Source organism: Temperatibacter marinus, assembly GCF_031598375.1.
Taxonomy (GTDB): Bacteria; Pseudomonadota; Alphaproteobacteria; order Sphingomonadales; family Kordiimonadaceae; genus Temperatibacter; species Temperatibacter marinus.
This window is the reverse complement of sequence record NZ_CP123872.1, coordinates 1,732,371-1,749,420: the sequence shown is the minus strand read 5'-3', so window position 1 is coordinate 1,749,420 and position 17,050 is coordinate 1,732,371. Positions and strand designations below refer to the sequence as shown.

The window sequence follows — 17,050 nt, the reverse complement described above, 5'->3', positions numbered from 1 at the left end:
AGACGCCGACATGACACATTCTGCCAGCAGGAATGTATTACCCTCTCCGTTCACTTAGCAACGAACGGAAAGCTAGGTCAAGAAGTTTTACTCCTTAAAAACCGTCTAACTCAGAAGTTGCCACTATGGCCAAGATTTCCTGACCAATCAGTTTATCGCAAAAGGCACTCCATTAATCGCAGACCACTAAAAGTTTTAATCAGAATGTCTATAGTTTAGGAATAAATAAACTAAGCGCCAAAAAGGCACATAATAAAATAACAATCGCAGCGAGATTATCTATGAAAGCCCTCATTATAGAAACACAGGAACTATTCCGTTTAACACTGAAAGAAGTTGTGAACATGTCAACACCTTTCAGCAACATCATTACTGCCAATAGCGAACAGGAATTTCTGTCAAAAACGGCTCAAGAGAGCGACATTGACCTCATCCTTTTGACACCGCATCAGCTTGGAACAGATGGTCAAAAGTGGTTACATCTAGCCAGACGCCTTTTCCCGAATGCAGCCATCCTGTCTTTCTTTAATCGAGAGAAGCCTGCTTCCCTGCTCCACGGTGATGGACTCTGCGAAATGCTTCCAAGAGATGCCAGCGTACATCAAACCATGGCAACAATTAGACGCATCATGAATGTGTCCCAGCCCTCATACTCGGCGCAGCAAAGCGACTTGCCAAAGTCAAACCTTGTTTCCGCCATTAAAGCGGCAGCCTTACCTGAAGGACGTCAAATTAAACGCAGCGCCTCAGATTTATCACGTCTTTCTTTCCGCCAGCGTCAGATTTTGGCGATGGCTGCAGATGGATTACCGAACAAGGAAATCGCAGCGCGCCTCGAAATCGCTGAAGGCACTGTCAAAGCACATATGCACGCAATTTTTAAAGTCCTTGGCGTCACCAATAGAACTCAGGCTGTCTTGCAATATTCTGGATCACAAACGATGAGCAACAACACCTATGAGATGGCAATGGCGATTAGCTAACCTTCTCTCTTAGATTTTCTCAAAGGCTCCTTTAAGGGGCCTTTTTTTATGGCTCAATCTCATCAATTATTGAAACAGTCTGCCTTGCCATGCTTCCTAAAGCGTGCTACCTCTTTCGTTATTAAGAATGAATTGCAAATGGGCTTCACATGGTACAGACATCCCTACACTCTCTCGATACACTCTCACCCGGAGATAAAGGCGTGATCAAAGAGTTTTCTAATGACCATGAAATCACTGAGAGGCTGAGAGAAATCGGTTTTTCAGAAGATTTCAGGGTGGAAGTCATTAATGAAAGTTTGTTTGGTCGTGACCCTATGGTCGTCCAGGTTGAACAGATGACCATAGCTTTAAGGCGTAAAGACGCTTCTCATATTATTATAGCTGTTTCAAAATAAAGGATCGCCAGATGAAAACCATTGCTATTATTGGTAATCCGAATTGCGGAAAATCGGCGCTCTTTAACGCCTTAACCGGCCTAAAGCAAAAAGTAGCCAACTATCCTGGGGCTACGGTGGAACGCCGCACAGGGCCACTTCCAGGACATGATGACATCAGTCTTATTGATTTGCCCGGGACTTATAGCCTCAGTCCAAGAAGTCAAGATGAAGCGGTTACACGCAGTGTCCTCTTAGGAGAGCAAAGTGGCGAAGCTAAGCCCGATGCTCTAATCCTGACTGTAGACGCGACAAACCTTCAACAAAATTTACGCTTTGCTTTCGAGGTCAAGCAACTTGGTATTCCAATGGTTATGGCTTTGAATATGGCTGATTTGGCCGCAAGAGATCAGATTGAAATTGACCTCAAAAAATTATCTGAACTGGTAGGCCTTCCTGTCATTGAAACAGTCGCCGTTAGAAAAAAGGGCCTCCAAGCCCTTTGCGATGCTGCATTCGGTGCCTTGCAGGTAGACCATAACACCCCAAATAACACCCGCTTATCAACAAAAGAACTTCAGCAAAAAGCAACGATCACAGCAAAGCAATCTCTCATTAATCAAGGCATTCAACATACACTAACACGGAATCTTGACGCCCTTCTTCTTCATAAAGGAGCTGGCTTGTTCATTCTATTGAGCATTCTATTTTTTATGTTCCAAGCTGTCTTTAGCTGGGCCGCTCTGCCAATGGACCTCATTGAGGAAGCAATCGCTACCTTGCAGACTATTGCCGAGGAAAGTCTGGCTGATGGATGGGTGAAAAGCATCCTTATAGACGCCCTTCTGGCTGGGGTTGGCGCAGTGATTGTTTTCTTACCTCAAATCATTATTCTTTTCCTATTTATCCTTATTTTAGAAAGCACGGGCTATATGGCTAGAGCAGCCTTTCTTATGGACAAATTAATGGCCACAGTTGGTTTAAATGGGCGTGCCTTTATTCCCCTCTTATCAAGTTTTGCATGTGCCATTCCTGGCATCATGGCAGCACGCACCATTAGTAATGAACGAGATCGTCTTGCAACAATCATGATCGCTCCACTGATGGCATGCTCAGCCAGATTGCCGGTTTATCAGCTTCTGATAGGAGCCTTCATTCCTGCATCATCAATCGGTCCCTTCAATTTTCAGGGCATTGTGATGTTCGCACTCTATCTTTTAGGCATTCTCTCAGCCCTTATCGTGGCTTATGTTATGAAACGTGTTATGACGGAAAACCGCATGAAGACGTTCATGATGGAACTGCCAAAATATCAAATGCCAAACCTCAGATTTATCATGACAGGCCTCTATGAGCGCGCAAAATTATTCTTGCACCGTGCCGGGACTATCATTTTCTATTCGACCATCATTCTCTGGGTACTCTCCCTTTATCCACTGGCTCCCGAAGGAGCCTCTGGCCCTGCAATCCACTATAGTTTCATCGGCATACTCGGATCATGGTTAGAAGTGATCTTTGCACCAATCGGCTTCAACTGGGAAATGTCAATTGCGCTCATTCCTGGCATGGCAGCCCGAGAGGTGGCCGTCGCTGCTCTTGGAACAGTCTATAGCTTGAGTGGCAGTGAAGATATGATTGCTACACAGTTAAGAGATGTTTTAGCGCAAAAATGGTCTCTTGCAACAGCGCTCTCTTTTCTTGTTTGGTTTGTTTATGCCCCGCAGTGCATATCTACAATTGCTGTTGTCCGCAGGGAAACAAATGGCTGGAAGTGGCCCTTAATCATGATGGGATATATGTTTGGACTAGCTTATGTAATGTCTTTCTTAACTTATCATGGGACACTCTTTTTTGTGAGCTAGGCTTGTAACTACCCTCTTCCCTTGCTAAACCAAATTTAGCAATAATAGGGGATCACTAGATCATGGAAAAATTCAATCGCTTAACGGCAACCTTACTCATCGCCTTCTCTTTGACGGCCTGTGATACAAAACAAGAAACTCTTGATGAAAAAGCCAATCGGATTGCCCAGAATGTCTTGATCGTTGATACACATATAGATGTGCCTTATCGACTCAATGATGGCTGGGAAGACGTTCATCTTGCAACAGAAAAGGGGGACTTCGATTTCCCACGGGCTCAACAGGGGGGATTGAATGTCCCCTTTATGTCAATCTATACGCCCGCCAATCTTGGGGATAGTCAAGCTTCAACAGATCATGCCCATAAAATGATTGATATCGTAGAAAAAATGGCAAAAGTCGCTCCCAATAAATTTACAGTTGTCAAAACCGTCGCTGAGGCTGAGAAAGCTTTTAAAGAAGGCAAAATTGCCCTACCGCTTGGCATGGAAAATGGATCTCCTATCAATAACAGTCTTGAAAATCTTGAGAAATTTTATGAAAGGGGCATTCGCTATATTACGCTTGCCCATAGTAAAACCAATCATATTTCAGACAGTAGCTATGACAAAGAGCGCCAATATGAGACAGGCTTGAGTCAGTTTGGCGAAAATCTCATTGGCCATATGAATCGCATGGGAATTATGGTTGATATCAGTCATGTCTCTGATAAAGCCTTTTACCGTGCGGTAGAATTGTCAAAAGTCCCTGTCATAGCAACTCATTCCAGTGCCCGTCATTTCACACCGGGTTTTGAGCGCAATATGAGTGACGAAATGATTAAAAAACTCGTCGAAACTGGTGGCCTGATTATGATTAATTATGGCTCAGCTTTTTTAACAGAAGATGCAAACACCTATCGCTCAAGAGGCACAGCAGCTTATGAAGCCTCCCTTCAAGTAGCTGGATCAGAAGACTCCGATGAGCTTAGAAAAGAATTCATAAAAAATTGGACTAGTGAAAATCCATATCCATTTGCAGACATCAGTGATGTTCTCAACCATATTGACCATGTCGTAAAAGTCACTGGGACCGTTGATGGAGTTGGTCTTGGCTCCGATTATGACGGGGTTGGAAACACATTGCCCACAGGCCTGAAAGATGCTGCAAGTTATCCTAACCTTGTAAAGGGCTTGCTGGAACGTGGCTACACAGAAGAGGATATTGGGAAAATATTATCCGGCAACATTCTACGAGTTTGGAAACAAACAGAAGAGTATGCTGCAAAAAATTAAATGACATCAGGCCCTGTTCTTCAGGGCCTTTCTCTTTATAGAGTGTCGATACTAAGATCTACTGTATCTGCTTGTTCTACATAAGCGGCAGGCCAAATTATTCTCACTTGAGTACCTTGATCTTTTGCGCTGTCCAAAAGAAACCGAGCTCCCAATTTCTCAGCAATCGCCTTGACAAGTGGCAATCCCAGACCAGTCCCCTGCATCTTGCGTGTATAGGAACTATCCACCTGCCCGAAAGGTTGAATAGCCTGACGAATTTCCTCTGGGGACATACCAATTCCAGTATCAGCAACTGCCAGTGTTGCAGTGCCGTCTAGTCCTTCCTGCAAAGAAAGTACAATCTGGCCGCCTTCTTGTGTGAATTTCACTGCATTTGAGAGAATATTCAGAACAATTTGCTTGAGAAGCCGCTCGTCAGTTCGGAGGAAAATATTTTGGTTAAAGGCACTTTCAATGCGAATTTCACTATTATCTGTCTTTGCCTGTATCAGACGGAGACATTGATTGATCCCTTCCGTTGGATCAATGACTTTAAGGTCTGTCTCTAGGCGGCCCGCTTCAATTTTCGAGAGGTCCAAAATATCGTTCACGATGTCCTGAAGGTGCTGACCACTTGTAAAGATGTCATCGGCATATTCTTTGTATTTTTCCTGTCCAAGAGGGCCAAATATTTCCCCTTGCAGAATTTCTGAGAACCCTATGATGGCATTTAAAGGCGTTCTTAGTTCGTGGCTCATATTCGCCAAAAACTCTGACTTACTTCGACTAGCAATTTCAGCAAACTCTTTATTTTTTTCTAATTCGCGCTCTCTGTCCAATTCATCCGTAACATCTCGTGCGATGATCAAAACAAGCTCTTCATGCTCCACATGGATTTTCTCAGCAAAAAACCTAAGTTCTCTATATATGCCACCCCGTGTTTTTAATGTAGCTGGCATATTATATATAGATGATTTGTTAACCAATTCATGATGCATCATACGGCCTGCCGTATCATCGGCCCATAGATCAAACATACTGGTTAAGCCCTCTTGGCCTGGACCAATTAAGTTCCAAAAGGCTGAATTGCCATCAACCATTTCCCCTGTGCCTAAACGCGTGATCACAATAGGGTCTGGGGAAAGTTTAAAGACTTGTTTGAATAGGCTGTTAGATCCTAAAAGGTCCTGAGTCGAGAAAGTTTCATTTTTTTCTTCATCCAACGTAAGTATCTTCAACGGGTGTTGTTCTATATCTATCGAGAGCATCGAGACTGAAAATTCAATGTAAGTTCCTGACTTATTAAGGAATGATAACAATCCTTCTTGGGGAATATCGCTTTCCTCCCCCATGAAATTTGACAGTCTATCGTGATCTTCTTTTTTAAGATAATTATGCAGAATTTGAGCTGATTGCCCAAACAACTGACTCGGTTTTTCCCCTAGATAAGACAAGAGAGCATCATTCGCAAAAACCACGCTACTCTCATGAAACACAAGGACTGGCTTATCCGATAGATTAAACATTGATGATAGTTTAAACACCAACATGTCTTTAGACATTTAATCTGAACTCCTAAACATAAGTCTATGTCTGTCATGCTCCCTTGAGAGAGTCAAGTTTAAGCCAAGCCCCGTGAACGGATCCCTTCATATGCAAATCATTTTGTCGCATATTTGGAACAGTTTATCGCAAAATCACAGTTCATCACTATAATGAGAGGGATTCTACGTGACAGGGCGTTTGATATAGATTATACAAAAGTTATAAACCGATCACCAAAGAAGTGATCATATAAAAATAATAAGCCGAATAATCGGCGAAAACGACACGAAGAGGATAATACAGTGAGGAAGCTCATCCGTATTCTTGCGCCTATAGGCGTACTAGCATTTTTTTTCATCATCATATCTATTCTAGGTGCAAACAAGCCCCAGCCACAAAAGAATGAAGTTGAAGCCCGTCTAATTTCACTCGCCGTTGATACAGTTGTGCAAAGAGACGTAAACTTCGCCGTTCAAGCTCAAGGGGAAGTTCGTGCCCGCACAGAAGTTGATCTGATCCCACAAGTCGCAGGACGGATCGTAAAAGTTTCTGATTCTTTTGGCGCTGGCGGTGCCTTTAAAGCAGGCGAGACACTTATTCAAATTGATGATCGTGACTATAAGTTGGCAGTAACAAGTGCCCAAGCCCGAGTAGCCGAAGCTGAGGTGCGTCTTCAAAGACAGCTTGCCGATGCTAAAATTAAAGCAAAACAGTGGAAAGAATGGGTGAAGGACGGCAGCAAGCCTACAGATCTCGCACTGAACAAGCCTCAAGTTGCTGAAGCAGAAGCAAAGCTTCTTGCCGCAAAAGCAGACTTAGAAAATGCAGAGCTTAACCTGTCTCGTACAAAAATCACTTTGCCTTACGACGGTCGCGTGCGTGAAAAACTTGCTGACCTTGGTCAGTTTGTAAACGCCGGCACCCGCCTTGGTCGTGTCTTTGCGACAGACGTTGTTGAAGTTCAATTGGCTTTAACTGATACGCAAATGGCTGAACTGGGTCTTTCTATTGGTTTTATTGCTGAAAAGGGAAGCGAACCGACTGTGACATTCTCAGCGTCTATTGCTGGATCACTTCGTAAGTGGGAAGGGAAAATCATCCGAACTCACGCTGCAGTCGATCAAAACACACGCTTGATGTATGCTGTTGCAGAAGTAAGAGACCCCTATACTAAAGCTGCTTCAGCTGCAAAAATGCCTCTTGCTGTTGGTCTTTTTGTTAAAGCTGAGATTCAAAATGTAAACAGCGTTCAAGCGCTCGTTATGCCTCGCGTCGCTCTTCGCGGCACCGACCGTGTCTTCATTGTTAATGCAGAAGACAAGCTGGAAAGCCGTCAAGTCAACGTTCTTGCGACAGATAGCAAACAACTTTATGTGGAAAGCGGTGTGAACATTGGTGACCGTGTTGTTGTTTCAAGCGTTCAGAAAGTTGTGAATGGCATGAAGGTAAAAACTTATGCCAGCGAAACAGATACTTCATCTGAAAATCTTGCACGCTAAGGGGAGCTAATCATGAATGGATTAATTGCATGGTGGGCACGCAATACTGTTGCTGCCAACCTGTTGATGCTATTTATTATCGTCGCAGGTATCGTTGGGTACAATAAGCTTGAACGCGAGATTGACCCTAAAGTAAACTTCACTGGCCTAGCGATTAACGCTTTCTGGCCTGGGGCTTCTCCGAAAGAGATTGAGGAACAAATTGTTTCTAAAATTGAAGAGCGCCTCTCTGATTTAGATAACGTGGACTGGATCCGCTCAGAGTCTAGTGAGGGCTTTGCCGGAATTTATGTTCGCGGTGATGTACGGAACTCAGAAGTTTTTGAGACTACCATGAATGAGGTGAAAAGCCGCATTGATAGTATCTCTTCTTTCCCTCGCGATATGGAGCCTCCTAGGGTCTCGCGCTGGGAAAATAGTCAAGAGTTTATTCGTATTGGCCTGCATGGTGACTTAAGTGAAAAAGAACTGACCCGCCTTGGGCAAGTGATGCGCCGCGAAGTGGCTAATCTTCCTGCCATTTCTAAAGTGGGTCTTTTTGGTACACGTCAAGAAGAAGTCTCTATCGAAGTCAGTGAAGATGCTCTGCGTCGTTATAACCTGACTTTCTCTCAAGTGGCGTCTGCGATCCGTTCCTCTTCAGTGAACTTGTCGTCTGGTACAATTCGTACGAATGCTGGTGAGTTGAGAATGATCACTCGCAATATGGCGAATACAAAGTCCGCTTTCAGTGACATCATTATTCGTCAAACAGATTCTGGCGCAACAATTCGCGTTGGTGATGTCGCCACTGTAATCGATGGTTTTGAAGACAATCCTATTCTTGCAACCATGAACGGTGACCCAGCGGTTCTCATTCAGGTTATGACCACAGAGATCATGGATGTCGTTACAGCGTCGAATGGTGTCAAAGAATGGATTAAAGAGCGTAGCAAAACCCTTCCTGCTGGTGCAAAGCTAACATTATGGGATGATGCTGCTGAAACCTTCGAAGGCCGTATTGAAACAATATCGAGTGCAGCATTCGCTGGTCTTGGTCTAGTGATGATTGTCCTTCTTCTCACTCTGCGCCCGAAAGTCGCATTCTGGGTTTGTACAGGAATTGCCACAGCCTATTTCGGTGCTTTCGTCCTTATGGATGCAGTAGGTGTTTCGCTCAATATGATTTCCACTTTTGCCTTCTTGCTGGTGCTTGGTATTGTCGTGGATGATGCGATTGTCGTCGGTGAAAGCATTCACCACGAAAGTTCCTCTACCGGCGGCGGTCTTTCTGCTGCTATCCTTGGCACTCAACTTGTTGCGAAACCAGTTATCTTTGCGGTTTTAACAACTATTCTTGCCTTTTTACCGTGGATCTTCATTACTGGAGAAACAAGTGAATTCACCCGTCATATTACATGGGTCGTTATTCTTGCTCTTGCTTTCTCTTTGATTGAATCGCTGCTGATTTTGCCAGCTCACCTTTCAAAAATGAAACCCCGTGAAAATAAGAATGCATTTGATCGTGTTCAGAAAAAAATTGCTGACTCTATCATCAATTTCGCAAACACAGTCTACCGCAGAATCGGTAATTGGGTTGTTCGCAAACGCTATCTTGTCCTACTCTCATTCATTGGACTTTTCGTTACAACATTCTCCTTGCAGACAATGGGTTATGTAAAGTTTGGTTTCATGCCTGAGATCGAATCTGATCAGATCAGTGTGAATATTGATTTCCCGCAAGGGACGACTTATGAGACATCACTGCGCATTCTGAAAAAAGTACAAGATGCTGAGAAACAACTTATTGATGAGGCGAAAGCTGAATCAGCAGATATTGAACTGATCGAAAACTGGTATACACGATCTCGTCGTGACAGTGTTCTTGCGTTGATTAAACTATCCCCTCCTGAGCTAAGAGGCGAGAAATCAGCAAAAGAAATTTCACTGCGTCTACGTGAATTGATTGGTGAAATTCCTGAGGCTGAAGAAGTGAATGTAAACTATACATTTAATAACAGCAGCCCAAGTGTTCAATTTGCAGTTCGTCATAATGACCTTGACCTTCTTAACTCTATTGTGAATGAGGTTGAAGACAAACTTAGAACATTTGACGAAGCCTTCGACGTAAGAAACAATCTTCAGTCTGCCGGGCAAGAGATGAGCATGGAACTTCTTCCAGGTGCTCAGAAATTAGGCCTGACACTAACTGATGTTTCCCGCCAAGTTCGTCAAGCCTATTTCGGTGAGGAAGTTCAGCGGCTGCCACGTGAGGGCACTGATGTGCGCGTCTATGTTCGCTATCCCCTTGAAAGCCGTCGGAACATGGAGAGTTTAGAAAACTTCCGCATCCGTACACCAAATGGGTCCGAAGTGCCTCTTACAGCAATTGTCGATCTTAAATTCCAGCAAGGCATCAGCCGTATTCTTCACTGGGACCGTGATCGTGCTGCTATCGTAACCGCAAGTTTGAAGACAGAAGAACGTCAAACTATCATGAAAGATATGAATGAAAACTTCTGGCCTGACATGGAAGCTAAATACCCAGGTCTTAAGCGTGGGGCTATCGGCAACGCTGAAGGAGAGCGTAAGTTCTTCGAGGAGATCCAAGGTTTATACACTCTTGTGCTGTTTGGCATGTATATGCTTCTTGCGATCGCCTTTAAATCCTATAGCCAGCCTATTTTGATCTTAGTTGCCATTCCATTCGCCTATATTGGCGCTGTGTTAGGTCACTTTGTTATGGGTGATGCGATGGCGCTCTTCAGCTACTTTGGAATTGCTGCAGCTGCGGGCGTTGTGGTGAACGACAATCTGGTCCTTGTTGACTATTATAACAGATTGAAAGATCGCGGCATGGAAGCAAGAGAAGCGATTGTTGAAGCAGGGGTTGTACGTTTCCGCCCTATTATGCTGACAACAGTAACCACCTGTGTGGGGCTCATGCCTATGATGGCTGAGAAATCAATCCAGGCTGCCTTTCTTAAGCCGGTTGTTATTTCCTTAGCTTTCGGTGTTTTGATCGCTTTCTTTGTAACCTTAATGCTTGTTCCTGCAATGTGTTCAATCGGTGTTGACATCCAGCGCTTTAAAGCATGGTTCATGGCACCGTGGCGTGAAGGCAAGGAAGCCGCCACACTGACTAAAAAATCTGGTGATGCGCCGGCTGAATAATCCTTTCAGCATAGAAAAAATTAAAGGGCTGCCACGGGCAGCCCTTTTCTTGTTTGAGATGTAATCTTGAATTCTAGGGACGTTATTCACCGATGGCAATGGCACCCTGACGTCTTGGATCAGCAGCCCCGTGCATGAGACCATCCGGTGTTCTCATGATGGCCTGCACTGCACCGATTGTGCGCCAACCGCCTTTTTTATAAGGATCTATATTTTGGCCACGCGACTGCAGAATACGGATTGTATCTATGGAGATCCCGCTCTCGACTAGAATTTCGTCCGGCATCCATTGATGGTGGAAACGCGGAACAGACACCGCTGAAGCTGCCCCCATATTAAAGTCAGTTGTATTCAAAATTGTCTGGAGCACAGCATTAATAATACGGCTGCCTCCCGGGCTTCCAGTAACAAAGAAAGGCTTACCCTCTTTAAGGACCATTGTGGGTGTCATTGAAGACAAGGGCCGTTTCCCTGCAGCAATGGCATTGGCTTCGCCCCCCAAGAGGCCAAAACCATTTGGTACACCCGGTTTTGCCGAAAAGTCATCCATTTCATTGTTCAACAAAAACCCTGCACCCCCAACAGACATACCGTTGCCATATGAGAAGTTCAGAGTGTAGGTTAGAGAAACAGCATTACCAGCAGCATCCATACTAGAAAGATGTGTCGTTTGAGGACTTTCAGCAACCATATGCATGCCTGGCTTAATATCCTGTGAAGGTGTTGCTTTCTCGCTCATGATCTTAGCACGAATTTGAGCTGCATAAGCTTTGCTCGTTAATTTCTCCACAGGCACATCCCAATAATCAGGGTCCCCGAGATATTCGCTTCTATCTGCATAGGCGTGCTTCATTGCCTCTGTAACTGTATGGATATAATCAGCACTATTATGACCGAAGGACCTCAAGTCATACCCTTCTAATACATTCATCATTTGGACAATGTGAACGCCGCCAGACGAAGGCGGCGGCATGGAAACGACTTCATAGCCCCTGTATGGACTTCTCACAGCTGTTCGTTCCACTGCTTTATAATTTTTCAAATCCTCATGAGAGATAATTCCCCCTGTTTCTTTCATCTTCTCAACGATCTTATCAGCGACCCAGCCGCGATAAAACCCGTCTGCTCCCTTATCCGCTATAGATTGAAGGGTCTTTGCCAAATCCTTTTGAACAAACAGTTCTCCAGCCTCGTAGGCAGACCCATCCGCTTTAAAGAAATAGCGAGCTGTATCTTTATCCGCACTTAAACGTTTCATCCGTCCCGCAATAGAAGAAGCAATACCCCAGGGCATTAAAAAGCCTTCTTCCGCCAGTTTGATAGCCGGGCCCATCACTGTCTGCAAGGGCAAAGATCCATATTTCTTATGGGCCTGAATTAAGCCTTTTACAGTTCCTGGCACCCCACTTGAATGAGCGGAAAACATCGCCTTCCTGCGATCTACACTCCCGTCCTCCTTGAGGAACATATCTCTATGGGCGCTGCCTGGGGCCATTTCGCGAAAATCAAGGGCGATGACCTTGTCTTCCTTGGCAATATATGCCAGCAAAAAGCCTCCCCCACCGATGTTACCAGCTTGTGGATAAGTCACGGCAAGGGCAAATCCTGTTGCCACTGCTGCATCTATGGCATTTCCCCCTTGAGCTATCATGGCGTATCCAGCCTCTGTCGCATGTTTTTCTTGTGCGACGACCATGCCTTTTCTGGCCATTACTGGGTGGAATCGATTAAGATAATCGTGCAATGGAACTTCGATTTTTTTCTTCGCTGCTTTTGTCTCCTGTGCGGAGACGACAGATGAAGCCAAAGGTGTTAGAGCAAATAGGCTAACGAAGGTTAGTTTGATTAAGCGCTTTATAGACATTGATACTTCCTATTAAAATTTCACACTCACTTTACCTGTAAAACCCAATCAGGCAATAGTTTAGATATTTTTGGATCTAGAGAGACGCTCTGCATATATGAAATCCGAGCTTTCTGCGACTCCCCAACCCTTTCCAGACATTTTGCCAAATCATACCATCCAAGAATGAAACTCTCTTCTGTTTTGAGTATATGATCAAGCAGAGGGATAACAGCGGTACAGTCCTGTGTTCCTTTTGCTAGAAAATACCCATCCCATAACAGCTCGTTTTCAGGTAAGAGTTTATAAGAGTGAGGGGTAAGCTCTAAAATAGAATAGAGCGTAGCTTTCATACTTTTGTAGACACCAACCGCATTGGAATTCAAGTCTGTATAGGTATGATTAAAAAGTTGAGATCCCTTTGATGATTGTCCATCTCTCGCAGAAGCCCCCTCCTTTAAAGATATTTCAAGAGCTTGAGAGGAATAAGCAGACATACTCAAAATATACGGTGTGCGTGCCAAGTGTCCCTCGCCTTTTTCCAAGGCATCATACACGGTAACGCCTTGACCAAGTCTTAGATCAAGAGACAAAATATGCTTCACCCCTTTCAGGCGGCTATAATCAGAGGCTGTACCAATCTCCGATGTGCTTTTTGCTGGCTCTATCAGAAGTGAAACAAGCGGTTCAGAGCCTTGATCGGGCAACAAAGCATAAAGAACTATTAATATAAGGCCAATTGCCCAAACAGCTTTTCCTTTTGGTTTTGCTGCCGGTACAGGAAGCAATTCCTCTCGTTCAAGTTTCTCTTTCTGATCTGACATAGGCCCTCCTAAAAATCGACCTCACTCTGACTGAAAGCAGCCTAACTATCAAGCAGGAAGATTGCCAAACCCCAGTGAAACACTGCTTTTCAGTTGACTCTAAATCGAATCTCTGTATAACACGCGCAAGAACAGCAACACAGATGAGCATGAGCCCACCTGTATGCTGCTTTTGTGCTTTATAAAAAGCACTGGTGTAACAGCCAGCGGAAACCGCCTAAAGTGTGAGGCATCATCAGGTTATCTTGATGATATAGGGTATGACCTCACCCGGTTATTTGCGGCACTAGTAAAGGACAAAACAATGTTCGCAATTGTTAAAACTGGCGGTAAGCAATACCGTGTTAACGAGGGTGACGTTCTTAAAGTTGAAAAACTTGAAGGCGACAATGGTTCCTCAATCACATTTAAAGATATTCTGATGGTTGGTGATGAGTCTGGCGTAAAAGTTGGATCGCCCCTTGTGAAAGGTGCAAAAGTAACAGCTGAAATTCTTGATCAAATCAAGGGCGACAAAGTTACTGTTTTCAAAAAGAAACGTCGTCACAACTATCGCCGTAAAAAAGGTCATCGTCAGCTCATTACTGTGCTACGTGTGACTAAAATTGCTGCGTAATTAGAGTTCGTAAGAAGGTTTAAAGGAGAAATCAAATGGCTCACAAAAAAGCTGGTGGTAGTTCCCGTAACGGTCGCGACTCTGAAGGTCGCCGCTTAGGTGTCAAAAAATATGGTGGTGAACTTGTTGTTCCTGGTAACATCATTGTTCGTCAGCGTGGAACAAAATTCTATGCTGGTGAAAATGTTGGAATGGGTAAAGATCACACTCTATTTGCACTGGTTGATGGAAACGTTAAATTCTACAAAGGCAAAAACAAGAAACAATTCGTTTCAATTGACAAGATTGCCAACGAAGCTGCTGAGTAATCAAGCTTTGTAATAGAAATTTTTAGGGAACAAGCGGAATAACTGCTTGTTCCCTTTTTCGATTAATGGATTGTATTGACTTAAATGCATATCAATAAACCATACACTCTCGGATCACTGTCAGGTGTTATACTTCTGATAGCCCTTGTTCTTGCCTCATTTCTTAATGTGCTGGCTGACGAGAGGCAAACTGAAGGACAACAAACTGAAGATAGAATTACAGTTTATGGAACGGCATGGGGCTTAACTCTGAGTGAAGATGGAACAGGGCTGTATAATGCAATCTTCAACATCGTTACCCGCGAATTGGACAGCACTCTTGACTATTCCATTCTGCCGCATAAAAGAGCGATCGCTACATTTAGTAAAGACAAGGAAAGCTGCATCTATCCCTTTAGTCCAAATCTTGTAAAATCACATTACAACCAAGCCCCGTCTAACTACCTGCATGGACCAACCTTAAACAAAGTTGCCGCTTATTTCTTCAGTCAGTACGGCGAAGAGCCTGTGAATAAATTCTCGGATTTCTCAGGAAAGCGCATTGCTGTTCCTATCGGCTCTAATATGCCGAAAGTCTGGGCTGACAGAAATATCACTTTTATCTCAGCCTCTGATGAAACCAGTAAGGCCCGCATGTTAATTTCTAAAAGAGTTGATTATGTCTCTGGTACAATCCCCGATATAGCGATTGTCTTCAAACAATTAGGCATGCAACTTCCTCCCTATGATGCCAGCACCCCAAATGTTGCCGCTAGCCTAACGATTGTTTGTAAGAACACACCCAATAATCAGAAATTTTTGGATGAGCTAAATTCCCATTTTCACGCCCATGCAAAAAATGAACTCAATTTACTTTTCACTGTGCAGGGCTTACCCCTGCTAAAATAAGAACACCTTCAAACCAGTAAGTTCATCCTTGATCACGAGATTTCACTCAGTATAGTGAACCTTCAATTCAGGAGGAATGGACTCATGCGCGGAATAGTATTACTAACATTTGCTTTGCTTTTAGTTGGCTGTGAAGAAAAGGGCCCTGCTCCTATTCCAATCGATCGCCCGCTTGTTTCTGACCCCGCTCTAAAAGGGGAAGAGGTTCTACAAAAAGTAACCGATCTACCGATATGGTCCTACCGTAATGTGAATGGCAATTTACCCAATATAATATTGATTGATGGGAAAGAGGGTTTAATCATTATTGATACAGGCCTTTCCCTCAATGATTCTAAAAAAGTTGTAGATGATATCAAATCCAAATTTGATAAACCTGTTAAGGCTCTCATTTATACGCACCATCATATTGATCACACAGGCGGGGCAGCTTCTTTCTTGGAAATTGCTGACCCAAATATGGCGATCATTGGATCTGAGCACTTAAATGAAGAAATGCAAGACGAGAATAATGTTGTCGGACGTATTATGGGCATGCGGGCTTATTATATGTACGGCATGTCCCTTTATGATGAGGAAGAGACGAAGGCGTATCGCATTGGCCTCTCCGGCAAAGTCCAAAGCGGGAAGACTGGATTTCTTCCAACGACACGCGTCATCACAAAAGAGAGTAAGGTTGAGTTAGCTGGAGAAAATTTCATCCTCTTTCCAACGGGCGGTGAGGCGGGCTCTCATATTGCTGTCTATATGGAAGATCACGGCGTAATATTCTCTGGTGATGAGATGCAAGGGCCTAGTTTTCCTAACCTTCATAGTTTACGAGGCACAAAACCAAGAGATGCGAACAAATGGATAACCGCGCTCGATAGAATCCGTGCTTTCGAACCTAAAATCATGGTGCCAAGTCACGGCAATATTGTTGAAGGCGCAGACGAGATCGAAACAGTCATTCGCACCTACAGGGATGCCATTCAATGGACCCACGATCAAGCCATTCGCCTCATCAACAAAGGCTACACACAAGAAGAATTGGCAGAAGCCTTACCGGCACTGCCTGAAAGCTTGCAACTTTATCCTTATACAAAAGAGTTTTACGGCACAGTAAAACATAGTGTACGGAATTATTTCACTGGGTACATCAGCTGGTTCGACGGGGATCCAGCAACGCTTAATCCGACACCTCGCGTAGAGAGGTCTAGGCGCTATGTCAAAATGATGGGCGGCAGAGAGGCAATCTTAGCAGCAGCTTTAGCCGCAAAAGATACAAATGACCCACAGTGGGTAGCCGAGCTCACGACCCATCTCATCCGAATTGATCATGACGACATTGATGCACGCCGCCTGAAGGCTTGGTCTTTCCGGGTAATGGCGCGTCAAACGATTAATACCAATTGGCAAGGTTTTTATCTGACCGGCGCCCTGGAATTAGAAAATAAAGTCGACAGCATCGCCTTTCAGAAACATCTACAATCCATGTTCTCTCCCAAATTCATCGATTCAATTCGGTTGCTCAATCTCTTGCGCTATAATGTGGACGGCGAGAAGGCAGAAGGAAAAGATATTAAGATACAATTCCGCTTTCCCGATAGAAATGAGACATTCACTCTCCATCTTAGAAACCAAATTCTTGATATTCGCTCTGGAGAAGATTCTTCTGCGACTGCAAGCCTCATCATGAACCGCAGTCTTTTTGATCAAATACTTAGTGGAGAAAAGGAATTCCTCGGCGAAATGATCTCTGGTGATATTGACTTGGAAGGCAGCCGACTGGATGCTTTAAGCCTTCTCAGCTCTTTAGATACTGAACCAACAGAAATAAACCTTGTAATTCGATAAAAAGGGCGTTTTCTGCGAACCTTCCCTTCCCCTTCCGCTCTTGATCTGCTAGAAGGCGCG

13 protein-coding genes are annotated in these 17,050 nt (G+C 44.2%); 10 read left to right on the top strand and 3 right to left on the bottom strand.

What is annotated here, in order from left to right; all coding sequences use genetic code 11:
• Positions 1-281: 281 nt before the first annotated feature.
• The 4 genes from QGN29_RS07805 (at position 282) to QGN29_RS07790 (ending at position 4,496) form a co-directional block, all read left to right on the top strand.
• Complete coding sequence (locus QGN29_RS07805; RefSeq protein ID WP_310797290.1) at positions 282-983, top strand: response regulator transcription factor; 702 nt, start codon at positions 282-284, stop codon at positions 981-983.
• A 149-nt stretch (positions 984-1,132) separates the two neighbouring features.
• The gene (locus tag QGN29_RS07800) at positions 1,133-1,381 is read left to right on the top strand and encodes a FeoA family protein (protein ID WP_310797289.1); all 249 of its coding nucleotides are present in this window, start codon (positions 1,133-1,135) and stop codon (positions 1,379-1,381) included.
• Between the two features lie 11 nt (positions 1,382-1,392).
• On the top strand, positions 1,393-3,222 hold the full coding sequence (gene feoB, locus QGN29_RS07795; protein WP_310797288.1) for a ferrous iron transport protein B: 1,830 nt from the start codon (positions 1,393-1,395) through the stop codon (positions 3,220-3,222).
• Positions 3,223-3,284: 62 nt separating this feature from the next.
• Positions 3,285-4,496 (top strand): dipeptidase, encoded by a 1,212-nt coding sequence (locus QGN29_RS07790; protein WP_310797287.1) that lies wholly within the window; start codon positions 3,285-3,287, stop codon positions 4,494-4,496.
• A gap of 35 nt (positions 4,497-4,531) precedes the next feature.
• On the opposite strand, the gene QGN29_RS07785 is transcribed toward QGN29_RS07790, so the two are convergent.
• Positions 4,532-6,040: a PAS domain-containing sensor histidine kinase gene (locus tag QGN29_RS07785; RefSeq protein WP_310797286.1), complete on the bottom strand. Its 1,509-nt coding sequence runs from the start codon at positions 6,038-6,040 to the stop codon at positions 4,532-4,534.
• Positions 6,041-6,325: 285 nt separating this feature from the next.
• Here QGN29_RS07785 and QGN29_RS07780 point away from each other — a divergent pair, with 285 nt between their 5' ends.
• Both QGN29_RS07780 and QGN29_RS07775 read left to right on the top strand, forming a co-directional pair.
• Positions 6,326-7,522: an efflux RND transporter periplasmic adaptor subunit gene (locus QGN29_RS07780; RefSeq protein ID WP_310797285.1), complete on the top strand. Its 1,197-nt coding sequence runs from the start codon at positions 6,326-6,328 to the stop codon at positions 7,520-7,522.
• A 12-nt stretch (positions 7,523-7,534) separates the two neighbouring features.
• Positions 7,535-10,675: an efflux RND transporter permease subunit gene (locus tag QGN29_RS07775; protein WP_310797284.1), complete on the top strand. Its 3,141-nt coding sequence runs from the start codon at positions 7,535-7,537 to the stop codon at positions 10,673-10,675.
• A gap of 82 nt (positions 10,676-10,757) precedes the next feature.
• On the opposite strand, the gene ggt is transcribed toward QGN29_RS07775, so the two are convergent.
• Both ggt and QGN29_RS07765 read right to left on the bottom strand, forming a co-directional pair.
• Positions 10,758-12,539 (bottom strand): gamma-glutamyltransferase, encoded by a 1,782-nt coding sequence (ggt, locus tag QGN29_RS07770; protein WP_310797283.1) that lies wholly within the window; start codon positions 12,537-12,539, stop codon positions 10,758-10,760.
• A gap of 26 nt (positions 12,540-12,565) precedes the next feature.
• Positions 12,566-13,342 carry a hypothetical protein gene (locus QGN29_RS07765; RefSeq protein ID WP_310797282.1) on the bottom strand — a complete coding sequence of 259 codons (777 nt, stop codon included), beginning with the start codon at positions 13,340-13,342 and terminating at the stop codon, positions 12,566-12,568.
• 304 nt (positions 13,343-13,646) lie between these two features.
• Between QGN29_RS07765 and rplU the strand changes: the two genes are divergently transcribed.
• From rplU to QGN29_RS07745, 4 genes are all read left to right on the top strand, one after another.
• Entirely contained in the window at positions 13,647-13,958 is a 312-nt protein-coding gene (gene rplU, locus QGN29_RS07760; RefSeq protein ID WP_310797281.1) for a 50S ribosomal protein L21, read from the top strand.
• Positions 13,959-13,993: 35 nt separating this feature from the next.
• Positions 13,994-14,266: a 50S ribosomal protein L27 gene (gene rpmA / locus QGN29_RS07755; protein WP_310797280.1), complete on the top strand. Its 273-nt coding sequence runs from the start codon at positions 13,994-13,996 to the stop codon at positions 14,264-14,266.
• Positions 14,267-14,350: 84 nt separating this feature from the next.
• On the top strand, positions 14,351-15,154 hold the full coding sequence (locus QGN29_RS07750; protein ID WP_310797279.1) for a transporter substrate-binding domain-containing protein: 804 nt from the start codon (positions 14,351-14,353) through the stop codon (positions 15,152-15,154).
• 84 nt (positions 15,155-15,238) lie between these two features.
• Positions 15,239-16,990, top strand: coding sequence for an alkyl sulfatase dimerization domain-containing protein (locus tag QGN29_RS07745; protein ID WP_310797278.1), 1,752 nt, complete (start codon positions 15,239-15,241; stop codon positions 16,988-16,990).
• Positions 16,991-17,050 lie beyond the last annotated feature (60 nt).